This is a genomic window from Kitasatospora hibisci (genome assembly GCF_043950205.1).
Lineage (GTDB): Bacteria > Actinomycetota > Actinomycetes > Streptomycetales > Streptomycetaceae > Kitasatospora > Kitasatospora hibisci.
This window is the reverse complement of record NZ_CP171642.1, coordinates 1,802,589-1,821,708: the sequence shown is the minus strand read 5'-3', so window position 1 is coordinate 1,821,708 and position 19,120 is coordinate 1,802,589. Positions and strand designations below refer to the sequence as shown.

At 74.9% G+C, this 19,120-nt stretch carries 16 protein-coding genes; 9 read left to right on the top strand and 7 right to left on the bottom strand.

The window, feature by feature from the left end; all coding sequences use genetic code 11:
- Positions 1-24 precede the first annotated feature (24 nt).
- Entirely contained in the window at positions 25-216 is a 192-nt protein-coding gene (locus tag ACF9IK_RS07765) for a hypothetical protein (protein ID WP_395293502.1), read from the bottom strand.
- A 240-nt stretch (positions 217-456) separates the two neighbouring features.
- Here ACF9IK_RS07765 and ACF9IK_RS07760 point away from each other — a divergent pair, with 240 nt between their 5' ends.
- Together ACF9IK_RS07760 and ACF9IK_RS07755 are read left to right on the top strand one after the other, a co-directional pair.
- Entirely contained in the window at positions 457-1,230 is a 774-nt protein-coding gene (locus ACF9IK_RS07760; RefSeq protein ID WP_395293501.1) for an SDR family NAD(P)-dependent oxidoreductase, read from the top strand.
- Between the two features lie 286 nt (positions 1,231-1,516).
- Positions 1,517-3,334, top strand: coding sequence for an ABC transporter ATP-binding protein (locus tag ACF9IK_RS07755; RefSeq protein WP_395293500.1), 1,818 nt, complete (start codon positions 1,517-1,519; stop codon positions 3,332-3,334).
- A gap of 100 nt (positions 3,335-3,434) precedes the next feature.
- Here the strand turns inward: ACF9IK_RS07755 and ACF9IK_RS07750 are convergent, their stop codons facing one another.
- On the bottom strand, positions 3,435-4,103 hold the full coding sequence (locus ACF9IK_RS07750) for a lysophospholipid acyltransferase family protein (RefSeq protein WP_395293499.1): 669 nt from the start codon (positions 4,101-4,103) through the stop codon (positions 3,435-3,437).
- Between the two features lie 343 nt (positions 4,104-4,446).
- Here ACF9IK_RS07750 and ACF9IK_RS07745 point away from each other — a divergent pair, with 343 nt between their 5' ends.
- Positions 4,447-4,659 (top strand): EF-hand domain-containing protein, encoded by a 213-nt coding sequence (locus ACF9IK_RS07745; protein ID WP_395293498.1) that lies wholly within the window; start codon positions 4,447-4,449, stop codon positions 4,657-4,659.
- A gap of 42 nt (positions 4,660-4,701) precedes the next feature.
- On the opposite strand, the gene ACF9IK_RS07740 is transcribed toward ACF9IK_RS07745, so the two are convergent.
- On the bottom strand, positions 4,702-6,900 hold the full coding sequence (locus tag ACF9IK_RS07740) for a bifunctional glycosyltransferase/CDP-glycerol:glycerophosphate glycerophosphotransferase (protein WP_395293497.1): 2,199 nt from the start codon (positions 6,898-6,900) through the stop codon (positions 4,702-4,704).
- Positions 6,901-7,661: 761 nt separating this feature from the next.
- On the opposite strand from ACF9IK_RS07740, the gene ACF9IK_RS07735 reads away from it, so the two are divergent.
- The gene (locus ACF9IK_RS07735) at positions 7,662-7,928 is read left to right on the top strand and encodes a hypothetical protein (RefSeq protein WP_395293496.1); all 267 of its coding nucleotides are present in this window, start codon (positions 7,662-7,664) and stop codon (positions 7,926-7,928) included.
- A gap of 247 nt (positions 7,929-8,175) precedes the next feature.
- Entirely contained in the window at positions 8,176-8,613 is a 438-nt protein-coding gene (locus tag ACF9IK_RS07730; protein ID WP_395293495.1) for a YjbQ family protein, read from the top strand.
- Between the two features lie 55 nt (positions 8,614-8,668).
- Here the strand turns inward: ACF9IK_RS07730 and ACF9IK_RS07725 are convergent, their stop codons facing one another.
- Positions 8,669-9,277: a DUF1990 family protein gene (locus ACF9IK_RS07725; protein WP_395293494.1), complete on the bottom strand. Its 609-nt coding sequence runs from the start codon at positions 9,275-9,277 to the stop codon at positions 8,669-8,671.
- A 165-nt stretch (positions 9,278-9,442) separates the two neighbouring features.
- Between ACF9IK_RS07725 and ACF9IK_RS07720 the strand changes: the two genes are divergently transcribed.
- The gene (locus ACF9IK_RS07720; protein WP_395293493.1) at positions 9,443-9,667 is read left to right on the top strand and encodes a hypothetical protein; all 225 of its coding nucleotides are present in this window, start codon (positions 9,443-9,445) and stop codon (positions 9,665-9,667) included.
- A gap of 289 nt (positions 9,668-9,956) precedes the next feature.
- Here ACF9IK_RS07720 and ACF9IK_RS07715 read toward each other — a convergent pair whose 3' ends face one another.
- Both ACF9IK_RS07715 and ACF9IK_RS07710 read right to left on the bottom strand, forming a co-directional pair.
- Positions 9,957-13,004 (bottom strand): AAA family ATPase, encoded by a 3,048-nt coding sequence (locus ACF9IK_RS07715; protein ID WP_395293492.1) that lies wholly within the window; start codon positions 13,002-13,004, stop codon positions 9,957-9,959.
- Positions 13,001-14,170 carry an exonuclease SbcCD subunit D gene (locus ACF9IK_RS07710; protein WP_395293491.1) on the bottom strand — a complete coding sequence of 390 codons (1,170 nt, stop codon included), beginning with the start codon at positions 14,168-14,170 and terminating at the stop codon, positions 13,001-13,003. Before ACF9IK_RS07710 ends, ACF9IK_RS07715 begins: the two co-directional genes overlap by 4 nt.
- 629 nt (positions 14,171-14,799) lie before the next feature.
- Between ACF9IK_RS07710 and ACF9IK_RS07705 the strand changes: the two genes are divergently transcribed.
- The 3 genes from ACF9IK_RS07705 to ACF9IK_RS07695 all read left to right on the top strand — a co-directional run bounded on the left by ACF9IK_RS07705 (position 14,800) and on the right by ACF9IK_RS07695 (position 17,736).
- Complete coding sequence (locus ACF9IK_RS07705) at positions 14,800-15,711, top strand: hypothetical protein (RefSeq protein ID WP_395293490.1); 912 nt, start codon at positions 14,800-14,802, stop codon at positions 15,709-15,711.
- Positions 15,712-15,916: 205 nt separating this feature from the next.
- Positions 15,917-16,567: an NUDIX domain-containing protein gene (locus tag ACF9IK_RS07700; RefSeq protein ID WP_395293489.1), complete on the top strand. Its 651-nt coding sequence runs from the start codon at positions 15,917-15,919 to the stop codon at positions 16,565-16,567.
- A 368-nt stretch (positions 16,568-16,935) separates the two neighbouring features.
- Positions 16,936-17,736 (top strand): SGNH/GDSL hydrolase family protein, encoded by an 801-nt coding sequence (locus ACF9IK_RS07695; RefSeq protein WP_395293488.1) that lies wholly within the window; start codon positions 16,936-16,938, stop codon positions 17,734-17,736.
- A gap of 189 nt (positions 17,737-17,925) precedes the next feature.
- Here ACF9IK_RS07695 and ACF9IK_RS07690 read toward each other — a convergent pair whose 3' ends face one another.
- On the bottom strand, positions 17,926-18,810 hold the full coding sequence (locus ACF9IK_RS07690) for a nitroreductase/quinone reductase family protein (RefSeq protein WP_395293487.1): 885 nt from the start codon (positions 18,808-18,810) through the stop codon (positions 17,926-17,928).
- Positions 18,811-19,120: the final 310 nt, after the last annotated feature.

The window sequence follows — 19,120 nt, the reverse complement described above, 5'->3', positions numbered from 1 at the left end:
CTGGAGACCGGCGGGCCCGGCCGGCTACCGGGTCTTCTCCTTGGGCTGCTTCGGCGACAGCAGCAGAAGGGCGATCAGCACGCCCGCGGCTTCGGGCTGGTACGTGGGCGCGTCGCTGACGGTCGCCTCGTCCTCCAGCATCAGCGTGCCGAGCACGTCGACCTCGGCCGGCGTGGCGAGCGGAGCCCGCGTGGTTCGGGTGGTCTGAGCAAGCATCGGCTGCCTCCTCATCGAGACTTCACCGCCTGGCCCGGCGATGCCCCCTCGTCCGACGATACGGGCGCGAACTGTCCGGCGCAAAGGGGGCACTCTGCGTGACCGGCGGTGCGGGGCGGAGCCCGTTCCCGGATGCGCTCGGTTGCGAACCGCCCGTCCGCCGGGCCGGAGGAGGCCCACGATGCTCCGGTGCCGCGGAGCGGTACCCCTGGCCGCCGGTGAGTCGGTACGGTCGGGTGCATGACCACTGCCTTGATCACCGGCGCGACCGCCGGCATCGGAGCCGCGTTCGCGCGCCGGCTCGCCCGGAGCGGCTACCGGCTCGTCCTGGTGGCCCGGGACACCGGACGGCTGGAGAGCTCCGCCGCCGACCTGCACGACAAGTACGGCACCGATGCCGAGGTGCTCACCGCCGATCTCGCCACCGAGGAGGGCATCGCCGCCGTGGAGGCGCGGCTGTCGGACGCCGCCCGCCCGGTGGACCTGCTGGTGAACAACGCAGGCTTCGGCAACAAGGGGGCATTCCTCACCGTCCCGCTCCAGGACGAGCTGGACATGCTGAAGGTCCACGTGGAGGCGGTCCTCCGGCTGACCACGGCCGCTCTGCCCGGGATGCGCGAGCGGCGGCGCGGCGCGATCGTCAACGTCGCCTCGGTGGCGGCCTTCCTGCCGCGCGGCACGTACGGCGCGAGCAAGGCGTGGGTGGTGAGCTTCACCCAGGGCGTGATGCGCGACCTCGGCGGCACCGGTGTGCGGCTGATGGCGCTCTGCCCGGGCTTCACCCGGACCGAGTTCCACCAGCGGGCGGGCATGGGCACCGGCAACATCCCGTCCTGGGGCTGGCTGTCGGCCGAGCGGGTGGTCGAGGAGGCCATGCGGGACCTCGCCCGCGGCCGTTCGTTGTCCGTGCCGGGCAAGCGGTACAAGATCGCCGTGGCGATCGCCCGCCTGCTGCCCTCCGGCAAGCTCGGCGGACTCTCCTCGAAGGCGGCGCGGACCTACCGGACCGACTGAGTCGGGAGACGCTCGCGACGGGAGTGCGGCCCCGCCCCCCGGGGCTGCGGTCCGGTGCGGGCGCCGCGGCGCAGCGGACCCGCCGGCGTGGCGGGCCCGGTGCGGCGGGAATAGAGCGAGCCTCACTATTAGCTTCGCTAACTATGAGCTATGCTCGCCATGCCGGTGTCCGCTGCACCGCCATGCCCGCCGCGTGCCGCCCGCGCGGTGCCATGCCCTCCGCGCGGGTGCGCGCTGCCGCGCCCGCCGCGCGCCGCCCGCGCGTCCGACCCTGGGAGGTCTGCCCTTGAGGCCCGACGGCATCCGATGGACCCCGCCCGCCCGCGCCGAGGACGAGCCCCGCCCGCCGGCCCAGTGGCGCCGCATCCTCGCGTTGTTCCGCCCGTACACGGGCCGGCTCGCCGCGGTCGGGCTGCTGGTGGCGGCCTCCGCCGTGGTGTCGGTGATATCGCCGTTCCTGCTCAGGGCCGTCCTGGACACGGCCATCCCGCAGGGCCGCACCGGCCTGCTCAGCCTGCTCGCGCTCGGCATGGTCGCCGCCGCCGTGGTGAACAGCATCTTCAACGTGCTGCAGACGCTGATCTCCACCACCGTCGGCCAGCGCGTCATGCACGACCTGCGCACCGCCGTCTACGGCCACCTCCAGCGGATGTCGCTGGCCTTCTTCACCCGCACCCGCACCGGCGAGGTGCAGTCCCGGATCGCCAACGACATCGGCGGCATGCAGTCCACCGTGACCTCGACGGCGACCTCGCTGGTGTCCAACTTCACCTCCGTCATCGCCTCCGTCGTGGCCATGGTCGCGCTGGACTGGCGGCTCACCGTCGTCTCGCTGCTGCTCCTGCCCGTCTTCGTCTGGATCAGCCGGCGGGTCGGCAACGAGCGGAAGAAGATCACCACCGAGCGGCAGAAGCAGCTCGCCGCGATGAGCTCGGCGGTGCAGGAGTCCCTCTCGGTCAGCGGAATCCTGCTCGGCCGCACCATGGGCCGCTCCGACTCGCTGGCCAAGGAGTTCACCGGCCAGTCCGACGAGCTGGCCGAGCTGGAGGTGCGCGCCAGCATGGCGGGGCGCTGGCGGATGAACACCATCCAGATCGTGATGGCCGCGATGCCCGCGGTGATCTACTGGGCGGCCGGCCTGGCCGCGGCCGGCGGCTCGCCGATCGTCTCGGTCGGCACCCTGGTCGCCTTCGTCTCGCTCCAGCAGGGCCTGTTCCGGCCCACCGTCAGCCTGCTCTCCACCGGCGTGCAGGTGCAGACGTCGCTGGCGCTGTTCCACCGCATCTTCGAGTACCTGGACCTGCCGGTCGAGATCGCGGAGCCGGAGCGGCCGGTCGAGCTGGAGCGGATCACCGGCGAGGTCCGGTTCGAGGGCGTCGACTTCCGCTACGACCCGGACCAGGAGCGGCCCACCCTCGCCGGCGTCGAGCTCAAGGTCCCGGCCGGGAGCTCGCTCGCCGTCGTCGGTGAGACCGGCTCCGGCAAGACGACGCTCAGCTACCTGGTGCCCCGCCTCTACGACGTCACCGGGGGCCGGGTCACCATCGACGGAGTCGACGTCCGCGAGCTCTCCTTCGACTCGCTGTCCCGGGCGGTCGGCGTGGTCTCCCAGGAGACCTACCTCTTCCACGCGTCGGTCGCCGACAACCTGCGCTTCGCCAAGCCGGACGCCACCGACGCCGAACTGGTCGCCGCGGCCGAGGCCGCGCAGATCCACGGCACCATCGCCGGGCTCCCGGACGGCTACGACACCCTGGTCGGCGAGCGCGGCTACCGCTTCTCGGGAGGGGAGAAGCAGCGGCTCGCGCTCGCCCGGACCATCCTGCGCAACCCGCCGGTGCTGATCCTGGACGAGGCCACCAGCGCGCTCGACAACCGGACCGAACACGCCGTCCAGCAGGCCATCGACACGCTGGCGGCGGGGCGGACCACCATCACCATCGCCCACCGGCTCTCGACGGTCCGGTCCGCCGATCAGATCGTCGTCCTGGACCGCGGCCGGGTGGTCGAGCTGGGCACCCACGACCAGCTGGTCGGGGCCGACGGCCGGTACGCGGCGCTGCTGCGGCGCGAGGTGCCGGCCGTCCAGCTCGGCCGCGTCTGAGCGACCGGGGGTTCGGGCCGAGGACGGGCGCGGGCCGGAGAGCGGGGCTCGGGCTGCCGACGGACCGGGGCCGGGACGAGGGCCCCGGCCGCCGACGGGCTCAGGCCGCCTTGGGGATCTCGTTGTAGCTCTCCACGACCTCCTGGCCGGAGAGCTGCTGGATCGCCCGCATCACCTCGTCGGTGACCTGTCGGCGGGCCTTGAGCGAGCGGGCCTGGCCGTGCAGCTCGTCGAAGTGCAGCGGCTCGCCGAAACGGACCGTCACCTTCTTGAGCCGGGGGACGCGCTTGCCGATCGGCAGGATCTGCTCGGGGCCCTCCAGCGCCACCGGCACCACCGGGACGCCCGCGGTCAGGGCCAGCCAGGCCACCCCGGTCTTGCCCCGGTAGAGGCGGCCGTCGAGCGAGCGGGTGCCCTCGGGGTAGATCCCGAAGGCCTTGCCGTCCTCCAGGATCGCCAGCGCCGACTCCAGCGAGGCCTGCGCCGAGCGGTAGGTGCCGCGCTCGACCGGCACCGCGCCGATCGCCTCGAAGAAGCCCTTGGACAGCGCGCCCTTCATGCCGGCGCCGGTGAAGTACTCGGCCTTGGCCAGGAAGTGCACCCGGCGCGGCGCGGTCAGCGGGATCACCACGCTGTCGATGAAGGAGAGGTGGTTGCTGGCCAGGATGACCCCGCCCTTGCGCGGCACGTTCTCCAGGCCCTCGATGTTCGGCCGCCAGATCCCCCGCGCGAGCGGTTTCAGCACCAGCTTGGTGACAAGATCGAGCATGGTCCCTCCCAGGACGTGCACGCCCGAGGAAAGCCCGGGCCTGGACGGTCGACGATCGGTGCGTCCCCGGCCGGGCCGGGAATCAGACCCGCAGACTACGACACCCACCCCCGAACCCGTCCACTCCCGGCAACCGTGGCGCTCACCACGGCCGGGTAGGGTACGGCCGTCGTAGCGAAACGCACATCATCAGGTGTTTTTCGATCAGCGGGTCGTCCCGATCGGCGGATCTCCGTGACCGGAGCATCGCCCGATCGGTGGGCCGGCCGATCGATCGACCGACGGATCGGCGTTTCAGCAGTTCAGAAGCCCAGCAGCGTTCAGTTCCCTCAGGAGGGGTCCCATGGCAGACGTCGACAACATCCGCGAGGCCTTCGACCGGTTCGACGTGAACGGCGACGGCCGCATCACCGCCGCCGAGTACGCTCTGGTCGCGCGCGAGCTCGGCGACCTGACCACGTCGATCTCGGTGGCCGAGGCCATCATCAAGCAGATGGACACCAACCACGACGGCGAGCTCACCTTCGACGAGTTCCTGGCCGCCCGCCAGGGCTGAGGCCGTCCCGGCCGGGCCCCGGGGCGACCCGGGGCCCGCCGCTCAGCCCCTGACGGGGAACACCCGGCGGACCACCCGCTCGGCGGCCCCGCCGTCGTCCCACGGGCAGAACCGTTCCCGGAACCTCGCCCGCGCCCCGGGCTCCGGGTCGCCCGCCAGCAGCGCCGCCGCCAGCCCGTCCGCGTCCACCGTCACCGCACCCGGCGGTTCGGCGAACAGGTCGAAGTAGACGCCGCGGTTCCGCTTGTACTCCTCCCAGTCCGGCGCGAACACCACGATCGGCCGGTCCAGCACGGCGTAGTCGAACATCATCGACGAGTAGTCCGTGACCAGCACGTCCGCCGCCAGGTAGAGGTCCTCCACGGTCGGGTGCGCGGAGACGTCCACGATCTCCGCCGCGCCCTCGCCCGCCGCCAGGTCACCCGGGCCGCCGGTGTGGAAGTAGTGGGTGCGGACCAGCAGCGTGAAACCCGGGCCCAGCCGCCGGGCCAGCTCGCGCACGTCCAGCAGCGGAACGTAGCCGCCCCGACCCTCGCGGTGCGTGGGCGCGTACAGCACCGCGGTGCGCCCGGGAACCAGCCCGAACCGTTCGCGCATCCCGGCCACCTCGGCCGGCCCGGCGTTCGCCAGTCGGTCGTTGCGCGGGTAGCCGGTGTCCAGCATCTCGTACCGGCCCGGGAAGGCGCGGGCGAAGTGTTCGCTGGTGTGCGGGTTGGACGAGACCAGGAAGTCCCAGCGGTCGACGGCCTCCTGCAGCAGGTCGAAGTCCATCCCGTCGGCGGCCACCGGGTGGTCCCTCAGGTCCATGCCCATCGCCTTCAGCGGTGTGCCGTGCTGGGTCTGGACGTGCACCGTGCCCGGCCGCTTGACCATGGTCCGGGGGAAGTTGACGTTGTTCACGAAGTACTTGGCGGTCGCCATCGCCTTCAGGTAGGCGGGGGTGTTGACGATCACGTACGGCAGGCCGGGGGGCAACGCGGCCGCCCGGGCGCGGTTCTCCACGACCCAGACGCCCCGGACGTCCGGGGCCAGCTCCTTCGCCTTCTCGTAGATCGCCGCCGGGCTGCAGGCGTACCCGCGGTGCCAGTACGCCGCGTAGACCGCCAGGTGCTCGTCCAGCGGCAGCCGGCGGAAGGCGTTGTACGCGGTGAACCGGGCGCTGCTGCGCACCCCCTTCTTCACCGCGGGCGCCACCGCCCGCGCCCCGCGCTTGAGCTCGCGCGGCAGCCGCCCGGTGCGCCGCAGCTCGGCGTACGCGCGCCGTGCGCCGCGCGCGGCCAGCCGGTACTGCACGCCGCGCACCCCGCCCGGGAACCGGTAGCCGGCCGGGCGGTGGCGGGCGAAGTGCTCGGAGATCCGGCGGAAGAAGTCCTTGCGCCGGTCCGGCGGGACCAGCCCGGGGGTGTCGTAGACGTTGAGCGCCTGTCGGACGGTGCGGTCGAAGACCAGGGTGCGCAGCGACTCCGACACCGGGCGGCCGGGCCGGTCCGGGCGGTCCAGGAAGGCGAAGATCGCGTCGTACTGGGCGAAGGCGTCGGCGTGCTTGGGGGAGGCGGTGGAGGTGATCGCGCCGGCCCGGCCGCGCCGGTAGAAGTAGCAGGAGCGGTCGAGGTAGCGCAGCCGCTCGGCGGCCAGCAGCGCCGGGTAGGTGACCGAGATGTCCTCGTAGAAGCCGCGCCCGAAGGAGACGCCGAGACCGAGCAGGAACTCGCGGCGGAACACCTTGTTCCACACCGACATCACGGTCTGGAACAGCGCCGGGTACTCGGCCGCGGTGGCGCCCTCGGCCAGCGGGGAGCCGACGAGCACGTGGCGCCAGGGGTTGGGCTCGGTCCCGCCGTCCGGGTAGGCGTGGACGAAGTCGGTGAGCAGGACGTCGGTCGGCCGGTCGCGCTTCGACTCCTGGGCGAGCTCGTCGACGAGCGCCGAGACCGTGCCGTCCGGCAGCCAGTCGTCGCTGTCGACGAACCAGACGTACTCGCCGCGCACCTCGGGCAGCGCGGCCGTCCGGGCGCCCCCGAGGCCCTGGTTCTCGGAGAGGTGCAGCACGCGCAACCGGCGGTCGCGGGCGGCGTACTCGTCCAGGATCTCGCCGCAGCGGTCCGGGGAGAGGTCGTCGACCGCGATCACCTCGAAGCGGGACTCCCCGGCGGGAGTGGCTTCCAGGATCGAGTCGAGGCAGCGGGGCAGGTAGCGCTCCACTCCGTGGACCGGGAGCACGATGCTGAGGAGGACTGGCACGCTGGCCGAGTCTAGCGAGCGCGGTCGGCGGCGGATCCGCGCGGGGCGCCCGGTGGCGCAGGGGCGAGGAGGGGGACGCTCCCGGAGCCGGAACCGCCGGTGCCGGGCCCCGTGCGGGGCGGCACCGGCAGCCAGGTGGCGGCCCGGCCGACCCTCTACGGCCGGCCGCCTGTCCGGGAACCTCCCGAGCCTGGCCGCCGCAGCGTCGAGGCGGCCGGGCAGTGGCTCGGGGGAGCCGGAGATCTTCATCTGTCGAACGCGCGGCTGGGTGCAGGCGGTGCGAGCTCGCGCCCACGCGTGTCGATGAAGATATTGCTTGGAGGTCGGAGCCGAGTCAATCCCGCGTTTGTGTTCACTTCCTGAAGTGATAGTCCTATCTGATGACGCCGTGGGTGCATGTCGTTGATCGAGCGAGCGGGAAGTCGCGGAGCGTAGCGGCGTGACGGTCGGGAGTGCGCCCGGCGCTCACCGGTTCCGCCGCCCGCCCGGGGGCCGTGAGCCGTGACTGTCGGTGACCCTGCGCGCCCGGCGCGCTGCCTCTCGGGCAGGCGCCGGGCCAGTGCCTCCGTCGCCCCCGTGACGGGCGGCGGGTCGTGCACCATCATTGATGCCTAGTCGTGACCGGACGGGTGGCCCCTGGTGCGTCGTCAGTTGACGCCGCACGGTACGGTGGCAGCACACCAGGACGGTTGCGCGAAGGCCGTCTGTCACGGATAGTCTTCGCCTCACGGCCCTGGCGCCTCGTAGGGGTGGGAAAACTGATGGAACACATGCAAGTGCGGACTCGGCCCCGCGTGCCGGCGGTCCAGTGCGGCGTCGGCGCGACCGGCCGCCGGATCGAGCGACACCTGGCAGTGCTCGGCGCGCCCGCACTCCCGGCGGTGGACACCGCGGAGGCGCTCGGGCTGATAAGGGAGCTGACGCCGCGCGGCGCCGGTGCCCCGACCGCGCCGCGCCGCCACGCGCGGGTCTCGCTGCTGGCGCCACTGCGCCGGCTGCGCCGGAGCCTCTTCGGCGGCCGCGGCTAGGGCGCGGCCGGCGTCGCCGTGGCGAGCGGCATCCGACCCGATGGGCCTCAAGGGCCCCTCGGGTCTTCGGCATGCCCGGGACCGGTGTGCCCGACCGATCCGGGAGGGCGGTCCGGCACCGACGTGGGCGCGCACGCGGCGGGCCCGGGATGGTCTGAACCTCTCAGCCTACGGCACCTTGCCTCCTCGGCAAGGAGAGTCGGCGAGCCGGGACGGAGAGCCACCCCGGCTGGGTGAGGATGAGCCCATGCCGGACAACATCCACTCCACCCCCTTCCACTCCACCACCTTCGAGATCACCACGGGCAGTCACGAGGTGGCACTCGACATCACCGACCGCTGTGCCGCGTTCCTCGACGAGCGGGCCGCCGGGCGCGACGGGCTGCTCAACGTCTTCGTGCCGCACGCCACGGCCGGCATCGCCGTCCTGGAGACCGGTTCGGGCAGCGACGACGACCTCCTCGCGACCCTCCGCGAGCTTCTGCCCACCGACGACCGCTGGCGCCACCGGCACGGCAGCCCCGGCCACGGGCGCGACCACGTCCTCCCCGGCCTGGTGGCGCCGCACGCCACGTTGCCGGTGATCGGCGGCCAACTCGCCCTCGGTGTCTGGCAGTCGGTGGTCCTGGTCGACACCAACGGGGACAACCCGCGGAGGACGGTCCGGCTGTCCTTCCTCGGCTGATCCGGCGGTCGGACACAGCCCCGCCCCTGCGTCGACGTCCCGGTGTCGCCGCGTCCTACGCGCGGCCGTCGGCAGTGCGACCGCCGGCGGCAGGGGCAGCGGGGTCGGCGGAGCCGTCGGCGACGGCCGCTGCCACCGCGACGAGGTAGCCCTCGATCGCCAGGTACTGGCAGAGCACCGACACCGGGCGGCCGAGCCGCGCGTACCAGGCGGCGAGCCGGGCGAAGGCCGTCACCTCGAACCAGACCTCGCCGTCGGCGTCCATGCTGACCAGGAACGCCTCCTCGCCGCACTCCGGGTGGCCGGGCAGCGTCCCGTACGCGAAACCGATCCGGTCCGGCTCGTCCACCGTCCACACCACTCGACAGGGGATCACCAGCCGGGGTCGGCGGAGCCGGGGCAGGGTCAGCCGCAGCAGGACGGTCGCGCCCTCCTCGGCCGGTGCGTAGGGGTGGACGGCGAAGCCGGTGCCGAGCTGGCAGCCCCAGCCGAGCACGTAGCGGCCGGCCCGCTCCAGCACCTCGGGCCCGTGCCCGAGGTGGATGCGCCGCCGCAGGTGCGCGTACCCGGCGGGAAGCCGGGCACCCCGGGTGGCGCCCACCTCGGGGTAGTTGGGGGCGGCGGCCCGGGCGGCCGCGAGGCGTCGGAGCAGGGTGGCGGACACCGGGCCACCGTACCCGTGGCGGACGCCCGACCGGCGCCGGGGGGCCCGGACCACCGCCGGGGGTGCCGGACCACCGCCGGGCGGCCGGACCGGGCGGTGACCGCCGGGTCTCCCCGGGCGCCGCCGGGCCTTGATTCCGGCCGGACGGCGGAGTAGGAAGGCGTCATGAGCGAAGCGGCAGCGGAGACCGGTGACGGCGGCCCGACCTGCGTCCTCGCCCCCGACGGGGGCGCGGCGGCGGCGCTGGTCCACGACCCCGACTCGACCGGTCCGCGCGCCGACTGCGTGCTCTGCGGCGAGCCCACCGAACTGCCCGCCGACCACCCGGGCACCACCCTCTGCCCGGTCTGCGCCTGGCAGCAGGCCCAGCGGATCGCCTGCTCCGGCTGACCGCCGGTCCGCGACCGCTCCACCGCTCGGTCCTGCCGACCGCCCGGCCGAGCCTTCAGCCGCTCACCCGCTTCACCCCGCGACCACCCGCCGGCCGGCCGATCACCCGCGACCGGCTGCCGCGGGACGGGCCCGGGCCGGGCGCCGGGCCCCGCCAGGCCCTCGGACGCCGTCCCGTCCGGGGGCCCCGGACGTTCCCCCGTTTTCGGCGCGCCGCCCCCGGCTTCCCTCCCGCGCGGCAGCACCGCCCGACGGCACCGCCGGACAGCACCGCCCGGCAATCCCGGCGTCAGGCGTCCTCCCGACCGGCCAGGGCGAGCGTGGAGCCGTGCCGGCCCTTGCGGACCAGCAGCTGCGCCGGGATCCGGCTCCGCAGATCGGCGACGTGGCTGACGATGCCGACCGCGCGGGCTCGCTCCCGCAGGCCGTCGAGGACGTCCATGACCTCCTCCAACGTGTTCTCGTCCAGCGTGCCGAAGCCCTCGTCGATGAAGAGCGTGTCGAGCGGCATGCCGCCGGCCTCGTCCGTGACCACGTCGGCCAGACCCAGGGCCAGGGCGAGCGAGGCGAAGAAGCTCTCGCCGCCGGAGAGCGTCGAGGTGTCCCGCTCGGTACCGGTCCAGGCGTCCACCACGCGCAGCGCCAGCCCCGAGCGCTTGTTGCCGGTGCCCCGGTCGTCGCTGTGGACGAGGGTGTACCGGCCGCCCGACATCCGCACCAGGCGGTCGCTGGCCGCCGCCGCGACCTGCTCCAGCCGCGCCGCCAGCACGTACGACTCCAGGCGCATCCGGAGCCGGTTCTCCCCCGACGTCCCGGCGGCCAGCGCGGCGAGCCGGTTGATCCGGGCGTACCGTGCCAGGGCCGGCGCCAGCGACGTCGCCAGCTCGGCCAGCTGCCGGCCGATCCCGTCGAGCGCCGCGCAGCGCTCGCGCGCCGCCTGCTGGGCGGAGTGCGCCCCGCGAAGACGGTCCACCGCCGTCCGGAGCCGGGTCTGGGCACCGGGCACGTCGGCCGGCGGGCCGGCCGCCGCCGCGGCCAGGCCCGGCTCGGCGAGCAACCGCTCGACCGCCGCCAGCTCCGAGCGGTACCGCTCCAGCCGACCCTCCAACTCCTCGCGCTGCTCCCGGGGCAGCAGGACGGCCGCGGCCTCCGCCGGGCTCGGGAACCCGGCGTCCGCGGCCGTGCGGGCCAGCTCGTCGTCGGCCTCCTTGAGCCGCCGGGCCGCGTCCGCACCGGCCCGGGCCGCCGCGGCGAGAGCTGCCACGCCGTCGGCGAGGCGGGCCAGGCCCGCGGCGCGGGCGGCCACCGAGGGTGCGCCGTCGCGGGCTTCGGCGACCCGCCTGGTCAGCTGCTCCCGCTCGGCGGCGAGCAGCTGGATCCGGTCGGTCAGCACGGCCGTGCGCTCGCCGGCGTCGCGCACCGCGGCGAGCCGGCGGGCCTGCTCCTCCGCCAGCCGCTCGATCCGCCGGGTGACCGCGCCCAGCCCCTCCGCGACGCGCAGCGCCTCCCGGCGCTCCCGGTCCGCCCCGGCGAGCGCCGCGGCCAGCGCCTCCGCGCTCTCCGGGCCGGCCGCACCCGCGGCGGCGGCCTCGCGGACCTGCAGGCCGGCCAGCTCGCGCTCGGCGGTCCCGGCCCGCTGCTCGGCCGCGGCCTGGGCGGCCAGGGCGCGTTCCTCGTCCTCCGCACCGACCTGGTCACCGGACGGGAGGGCCGGCTCCGGGTGCTCCGGCGAACCGCAGACCCGGCACGCCTCGCCCGCCCGCAGCTGGGCCGCCAGTTCGGCGGCCATGCCGGTGAGCCTGCGCTCGCGCACGTCCTGGCCGTGCTCGCGGGCGTCCAGCGCCTCGGCGCGCAGCGCGAGCGCCCGCGGCTCGGCCGCCGCGATCTCCGCGCGCAGGTCGTCCCGGCGGCGGGCGGCGTCCAGCCGCTCCGTCACCTCGGCCCGCCGGGCGTCCAGCTGCTCGACCATGGCGCCGGCCGCGCGGGCGGCGGTCTGCTCCTCCTGGAGCGCGGCCAGCCGGTCGTCGAAGTCGGCCAGCCAGTCGGCCGCCTCCTCGGCCAGCTCCTCGGCCCGGCGGCGCTCCCCGTCCAGCGACCCCTGCTCGCGGACCAGCTCCCCGCACCGGCGCTCCTCGGCCTGGGCCGCCTCCAGCCGGACCGCCTCGGCCCGCAACCGCTGCTCGGCCGCGGTGAGCTCCGCGGTCTCCGCGCGGGCCAGCAGCGGGCCCTCGCCGGGCGCTCCGGCCAGCGCGGCCCGCCGGCGCCGCTCCTCCTCGTGCGCCGCGCGGTGCGCGTCGGCGGCGCCCCGCCGCAGGTGCAGCACCGCCTCCACGCCCACGGCGGACTGCGCCTCGGCCAGCCGGAGCCGGTCGCGCTCCATGGTCGGGCCGGCCTCGGCGAGCCGGGCCGCCTCCTGCGCCGCCGCCCGGTGGCGCCGCTGGAGTCCGGCCAGCTCCTCGGCGTCGGCCAGGGCCTGCTGGGCCAGCCGGTGCTCTGCCTCCGCTCCGGCCAGTGCGGCGTCGGCGACGGCCAGCTGCTCGGCGGCGCCGCTGCGCAGGACCGCGGCCCAGCCGAGCACGCCGTCGGTGAGATCGGCGGCGGTGTGCGCGGGCTCGTCCTCCGCCGGCACCCAGGGGGCGGCCGGCTCGGCCTGCGGGCCGGCCGCCTGCTCGGCCTTGCACGCCAAGTCCCGCAGCCGGCGCCGCCCGGCCTGGACGGCGGCCTCCTGGGCCCGGCGCTGCTCGACCAGCCAGGACTCGACGTGCTGGAACCGCTCGGTGTCGAACAGCCGCCGCAGCAGTTTGCTGCGCTCCTCGGAGTCGCCCTTCAGGAAGCGCGCGAAGTCACCCTGCGGGAGCAGCACGACCTGGCAGAACTGGTCCCGGCTCATCCCGATCAGCCGGTGGATCTCCTCGCCGGCCTCCTGGTGCGACTTGCTGACCGCCCGCCAGCCGGGCGTGCCGTCGCCGCCGTCGGCGGACCACTCGCGGAGCAGGGTCTGGGCCCGCTCGACGGTGGTGCCCTTGCCGACCTTCTTCGGTCGCAGCTGCTCCGGGAGCCGGGTGATCTGCAGCCGCCGCCCGCCGAGCGTCAGTTCCAGCCTGACCTCGGTGAGCCGCAGCGGGTCGGCGTGGTCGCTGCGCAGCCGGTTGGCCCGGCGGGTGCCGGGGGTCTCGCCGTAGAGGGCGAAGCAGACGGCGTCCAGCACGCTGCTCTTGCCCGCGCCGGTGGCGCCGCGCAGAAGGAAGAGGCCGCCGGCGGCGAGCGCGTCGAAGTCGACCGTCTCGGACCCTGCGAACGGACCGAACGCGGTGACGGTGAGCCGGTGGAGCCTCATCGGGGCAGCTCCGCCTTCCGGTCGCCGGTCTCCCGGACCGTCTCGAAGCCCTCGCGCAGCCAGTCCAGCTCGTCCGGGCCCGGCTCGGCGCCGGGGCGGACGTGCCGCAGGAAGCCCTCGGCGATCTCCAGGTCGGCGCGGCCGCTGACCCGCGCCGCGTACGACTGCGACGGCACCGCCGGGCTCTCCTCCGGGTCGAAGAGCAGCTGCAGGGTGTGCGGGAAGCGGCGGCGCAGCTGTTCCATCGGCTCGGCCGGGCGGACCGGATCGGTCAGCGTGGCCTGCACCCAGGACTGCTCGTGCGCCGCGTGCGCCTCGCCGGTGAGCAATTCGTCGAGCCGACCGCGCAGGCAGGCGAGGGGGCGCGGCTGCGGGCAGTCGACCCGCTCGGCGGCGACCGTGCCGTCGGCGGCGAGGTCGACCAGCCACATCGTCTTGCGCTGCCGGGCCTCGGAGAAGGAGTAGGCGAGCGGCGAGCCGCTGTAGCGCAGGTGCGGGGCGAGCGTCTGGCAGCCGTGCAGGTGGCCGAGCGCCGCGTAGTGCACGCCGTCGAAGACCGAGGCGGGCACCGAGGCGACGCCGCCGACGGCGATGTCCCGCTCGCTGTCGCTGGGCGCGCCGCCGGTGACGAAGGCGTGCGCCAGGACCACCGCGCGGGTGCCCGCGGGTCGGGCCGCGAGGTCGGCCCGGACCTGGTCCATCGCCGCGCCGAGGACGGCCGCGTGGCCGCCGCGCTCCAGCCCGAACCGCTCGCGGACCAGCGTCGGCTCCAGGTAGGGCAGTCCGTACACGGCGACCGGCCCGTGCGCGTCGGCGAGCAGCACGGGCGCCGCGCACTCGCCGGGGTCGGTCCGCAGGTGGATCCCGGCCCGGCCGATCAGCCCGGCGCCCACGCCGAGCCGGCGGGCCGAGTCGTGGTTGCCGCTGATGAACACCGTCGGCACGCCGAGCGCGGCCAGCCGGTGCAGCACGTCGTCGAAGAGCGCGACCGCGTCCAGGCCCGGCAGCGCCCGGTCGTAGACGTCGCCGGCGACCAGCACGGCGTCCACGCGCTCGGTCTCGACCACCGCCACCAGGTGGTCGAGGAAGGCGTGTTGGGCGTGGTGGAGGCTCTCCCGGTGGAAGGAGCGCCCGAGGTGCCAGTCGGAGGTATGCAGCAGCCGCATGGTCCCCGACCCTAACGCCCGGCACTGACAGCGCGGCCGGAACAGCGGGCCCGGGCGCCCCGGGGCGGCCCGGCCGGGAGGGCCGTCCGTCGCTCAGGGTGACATGTCGGTGGCTTTGTGTACGGTCGTGGCCGTCGGTGCGGTGCAGGGGTGCCCGGGCTCCGGGGCCTCCGGGCTGCGTCGACGGCCGGGAGGCCCCGGTGGCCGCGCGCGTGGCTCCGGGTGGTCGCCTGGGGTGGATTGTCAGTGACGGTGTGTACGGTCGCGACCGCCGGTCCGGCCCGGGGCCTCGGGCCTCGGGGCGGCGCGGGCCGACCGGCCGCGACCGAACGGGAGGGCTTGTGTCTGTGCGGTTCGAGCAGGTGTTGTCGCGGGTGCGCGCGGGTCGGGTGGCTCGTGCCGGTGCCGGTGCCGGTGCCGGTGCCGCGGCGGGTGTGCGCCCGGGGGTCCGGCTGGCCTCGCGGCGGCCCCGCGCCGGCCGACCGCCGGGCGGCGGGACTGCGGGCGGGCCGCCGGGCGCCGGGTGGAGCGGCTTCCGGATGCCGGGCGGGCCGGGTGGGCCGGGTGGCCGTCCGCGCCCGCGCGGCCGGGCGCGTGGTGCGCCGCCGCCGCAGCCGGTGGCGCTCGCGGTGGCCGTCCGAGCGGCCGACTTCGCCGGCCTGGCCCGGCACGGCCTGTTCGGGGCGCTCGCCTTCCGGGAGTACCTGCGGCGGACGGAGTCCCAGCTCAGGGCGTTGCGGGCGGAGGGGCTGGAGGTGCACCTGCGGGTGCTCGACCCGCCCGACTTCGAGGACTACTGCGAGGCCTTCGGGTTCGATCCGGCGGGCGCCGCGGGGCGCGTCGCCTACGCGGCCGATCCGGAGCTGGCGGGGGAGCCGTTCGTCTACGCGGGGGAGCGGCTGACCGACCTGCTGCCCGTCCTGCTGGACGACCACCGGGCCAGGGTGCGGATCACCGTGGCCGGCGACGCGCTGGTGGCGGCGGTCGGCGACGGCCCGCTCGGCCGGCCGCGGCTGGTGGCCGTGATGACGTACGTGGCGGCGGTCTGGCTCACGCTGACCGACGGCGCGGGCGAGGGCCGCCACCTGTTCACGCTGCGCTGCCACGGCCCGGAGCACGGTGAGGAGCTCACCGCGGCGGCGGACGTCCGGGTCGCGGACGGCCGCCCGCTCGGCGCGGGCCGTGACGTCGAGGCCTTCTGCGTCACGCTGGCGGCGGGTGCGGCCGCCGGCGGTGCGGGTGCGCTGCTGTTGCACGGCGACCCGGACGCGCCGGGCGGCCAGGTGATCCGGGGCTGGGCCCTGGCGCGGGGTCGACTGCGGCCGATGACCGCGCAGGAGGTCTTCGACGCGCTCGCCGACGACGTCGGCCGTGGCCTGCCCCACCCTCCGGGCGCGGTGCCGCTGCCGGGATTCGCGCTCCCCGACCCTCCGCCGGTCCGGTCGCCGCGGTCCGACCGGGGGCCCGCCTCCGGGGCGTCGGACCATGCCCCGCCGGGGGTCGACGGCCCGGACCGGGACGGCGGTGGGCCCCCGGCCTGACCAGGCGATTCGCGGCCGGGTGTCCACCAAGCGGCGCTGGGGACTGTTCATCGACCGCCTGTTCGGGGAAGATTTCGGGGAAGATCAACAGTAGAAGCGTGCGGACCCCACGCCGGCGCTTCTGCCGCTCCGCCTCGAACCGCGCACCGCAGGCCCTCCCCGCGCACCGCCGGTCCGGCGAGCCCGACACCGAAAGGGGGGACGCATGAGCCGGATCGAGTACAGCGCGGAGATCGCCGAGCTGCTCGGCAAGGTGCGCCGGCGTCCCACCGCGGGCTGGCCGTGGCGCCCTGGTGAGCGGGTGCCCGCAGGGCTGCCGGTGAAGCAGTCGTGGGGCTGGCTGTTCGCGCCCGACGGCCGGGTGCTGACCCTGGTCAACCCCAGGGACGGCATCGTCTCCCTCCCCGGCGGCTCCCTGGAGCCCGAGGACGGCGGCGATCCCGGCGCCGCACTGGCCCGTGAGGCGGCCGAGGAGGCCCAGGCGTCGATCGGCACGCCCCACTACCTCGGCTACCTCTACGACCGGGTGGGGTCGGCCAACAACGGGCACGAGTGTGCCCGGGTCCGGATGGCCGCCGTCCTGCGCGCGGTCGGGCCGAGCACACCCGACCCGGCTTCGGGTCGGCACTACCGGCGGCTGCTGGTCGCGCCAGGCCTCGCGGTCGAGCTGCTCGGCTGGGGTGCGCCCGGCCTGCGGCAGGCCCGGGTGGCGGTGGCGACCGCCGTCCGGCGGCTCGGTGTACCGGCGGCGGCCAACGAGGCGATCGAGGAGCTCCCGATCGAGGGCTGCGAGGTGTTCCCCGGCGCGGACGCGGGCCCCGCCGGCGCGAGTGCCGTCCGTCCCGTCGGGGACTGACCGGGAGCCGGTTTCCGCCTGACCCCGCGGCAGATGCCGTGGCCGGTGTTCCTCTGGTGCCGCCCGTACCCGAACCCGCGATGCCCCTCCCCGGAAACCCCTTCCCGGGCGCTTCCCCGGACCCGTCACGGTGACCGTCCCACTGCGGGGCCGCCCGGCCGACCCGCAGGGCGGGCCGCCGAACGGGTGAGCCGAGCCGCCCGCGCCGAGTGCGCCGCCGGGGCGTGACCAGCGCATTCAACCTCGCCTGCACGGCAGTTCACCCCTCGTCTGCCGGATGGACCGTCAATTTCCCTGGCATGAGCACTTCCCGCGATACCTACCGCCTGGTATCAAATCTGTGACTCACGTCACTCCCTGGAGGTGTCATGCCGCGCCCCACCCGTGCCATGTCCGTTGCCGCCCTCACGGCTCTCCTCACCCTCACCACCCTCTCCACCGCCGGCTCCGCGAGCGCAGCCGGCGTCAACTACGCCGCCCTGGGGGACTCCTACTCCTCCGGCCTCGGCGCCGGCAGCTACACCGCCGAGAGCGGGAGCTGCAAGCGGAGCACCAACGCCTACGCCTACCTCTGGAAGAACGCCCACGCGCCGTCGTCCTTCGCGTTCACCGCCTGCTCGGGCGCGCGGACCGGCGACGTGATCAACAACCAGCTCTCGGTCCTCAACTCCTCCACCACGCTGGTCAGCATCAGCGTCGGCGGCAACGACGCCGGCTTCGCCAGCACCATGCAGACCTGTGTGCTGGACTCTGAGAGCGCCTGCATCAACGCGGTCGAGGCGGCGAAGGCCTACGCCACCAACACCCTGCCCGGCAAGCTCGACCAGGTCTACGCGGCGATCCACGCCAAGGCCCCCAACGCCCGCGTGGTCGTGCTCGGCTACCCCCACCTCTACAAGATCGGCGGCAGCTGCATCTTCGGTATCGGCGACACCAAGCGCAAGGCCATCAACGGCGCCGCCGACGTCCTCGACGGCGTGATCGCCAAGCGTGCCGCCAACGCCGGCTTCGCCTTCGGCGACGTCAGAAGCATCTTCACCGAGCACGAGATCTGCGGTTCCGCCACGACCTGGCTGAACAGCACCACCTTCCCGATCGAGGAGAGCTACCACCCGAGGGCCTCCGGCCACTCGGGCGGCTACCTCCCGGTCTTCTCCGCTCAGGCCTAGCCGGGGCACCGGCCCGGCCGGACCCCGCGCGCCCGCCGGGCCCCGCAGACGGGAACCGCAGACGGGAACCGCCGGACACGCCCCGAGGGCCCGCGCCCGCGGTCCCGCCTCAGCACCTCGGTATCGCAGCACCTCGGCACCTCGGCACCTCGGCACCTCAGCACCTCAGCACCTCAGCACCTCAGCGCCTCACCGCCGTGGCGGGAACGGGATGCCGGCGAGAGCGGGCAGCAGCTCGGCCTCCTCCCGGTCGAGGTGTGCCTCCAGCTCGGCCGACATCAGCGCCAGCTCGGCCCGGAACCGCTGAGGGTCGGCCACGCCGATGCCGGTGAGCAGCGCCACCAGCCGGTCCCTGATCCGGCCCACCTCGCGGTGCTGCTCGCCCAGGCGTTCCAGAGTGGGACGCAGTTCCGGACGGCTCCGGGCCAGCGCGGGGAAGACCGCGGCGTCCTCGCCGGTGTGGTGGTGCGTCAGCCCCTGGCAGAAGGCGAGGCAGTGCTGCCGCACCTGGAATCCGAGCCCGGCCGGGCGTCCGTCGCCCGCCGTCCCGGAGGCGAAGTACGCCTCGGTCTCGTCCCGTACGTGCCGCAACTGGGCTCGCAGCCAGGTGTGGACCTCCATCAGCTTGTCGGCGAGGTCGGCGACCTCGTGCGGCTCGGCCTCGGCGACGGCCTGTTCCAGCGCCACCACCGGCAGCACCCGTTCGGTGTGCGCCTGGTAGTCGCCGTAGCCGGGTGCGACCCGGACCACGGCTTCGAACAGCCGGTCGCGGCGCGCACCCTCGGTCGGGACGGCGACGGCTTCGAACTCCTCCGTCCCGAGTTCCACCCGCACCACCGGGTGGGCGAGCAGGTTGCGGTACCACTGGGGGTGCTCCGGCGCCCCGGCCGCCGAGGCGACGACCAGCAGCAGCCCCTTCGCGCGGACGTAGCCGAGCGGCACGGTGTGCTCGCGGCCGGACCGTGCTCCGGTGGTGGTGAGCAGCAGGAGATCGCCGCCCTCGAACGGGCCGCCGACCTTCCCGGCGTTGGCGCGGAACTCCTCGATGATCGCTTGGTTGAAAGACATGGGCATACGCCTGTGGGTTCTCCGAAACATGGGGATGAGAGGGCCACAAGCGGCGTTGGTCAGAGCGCCCGGCCGCTGCGCAGCCGTGACCGCGCCGACAGCCGACGGCGCGTACGGGCGGGCGGAAGGGGGCTCAGCGGCCGGTCGGGTGAACCGGCTCGGGAACGCCGCAGCGGCCGCCGAGGTCAGATCAGGGGAGCGGAGTGAGTGCTCATCGCGCATCGTCCCTCTGTGAAGGTGCTCGCCCGGCCGTCGGCCGGCCCAGTTCTCTTTGGCCGACGCCACGCTGCACGCCCTCATTAGAGCCACCCCGCCC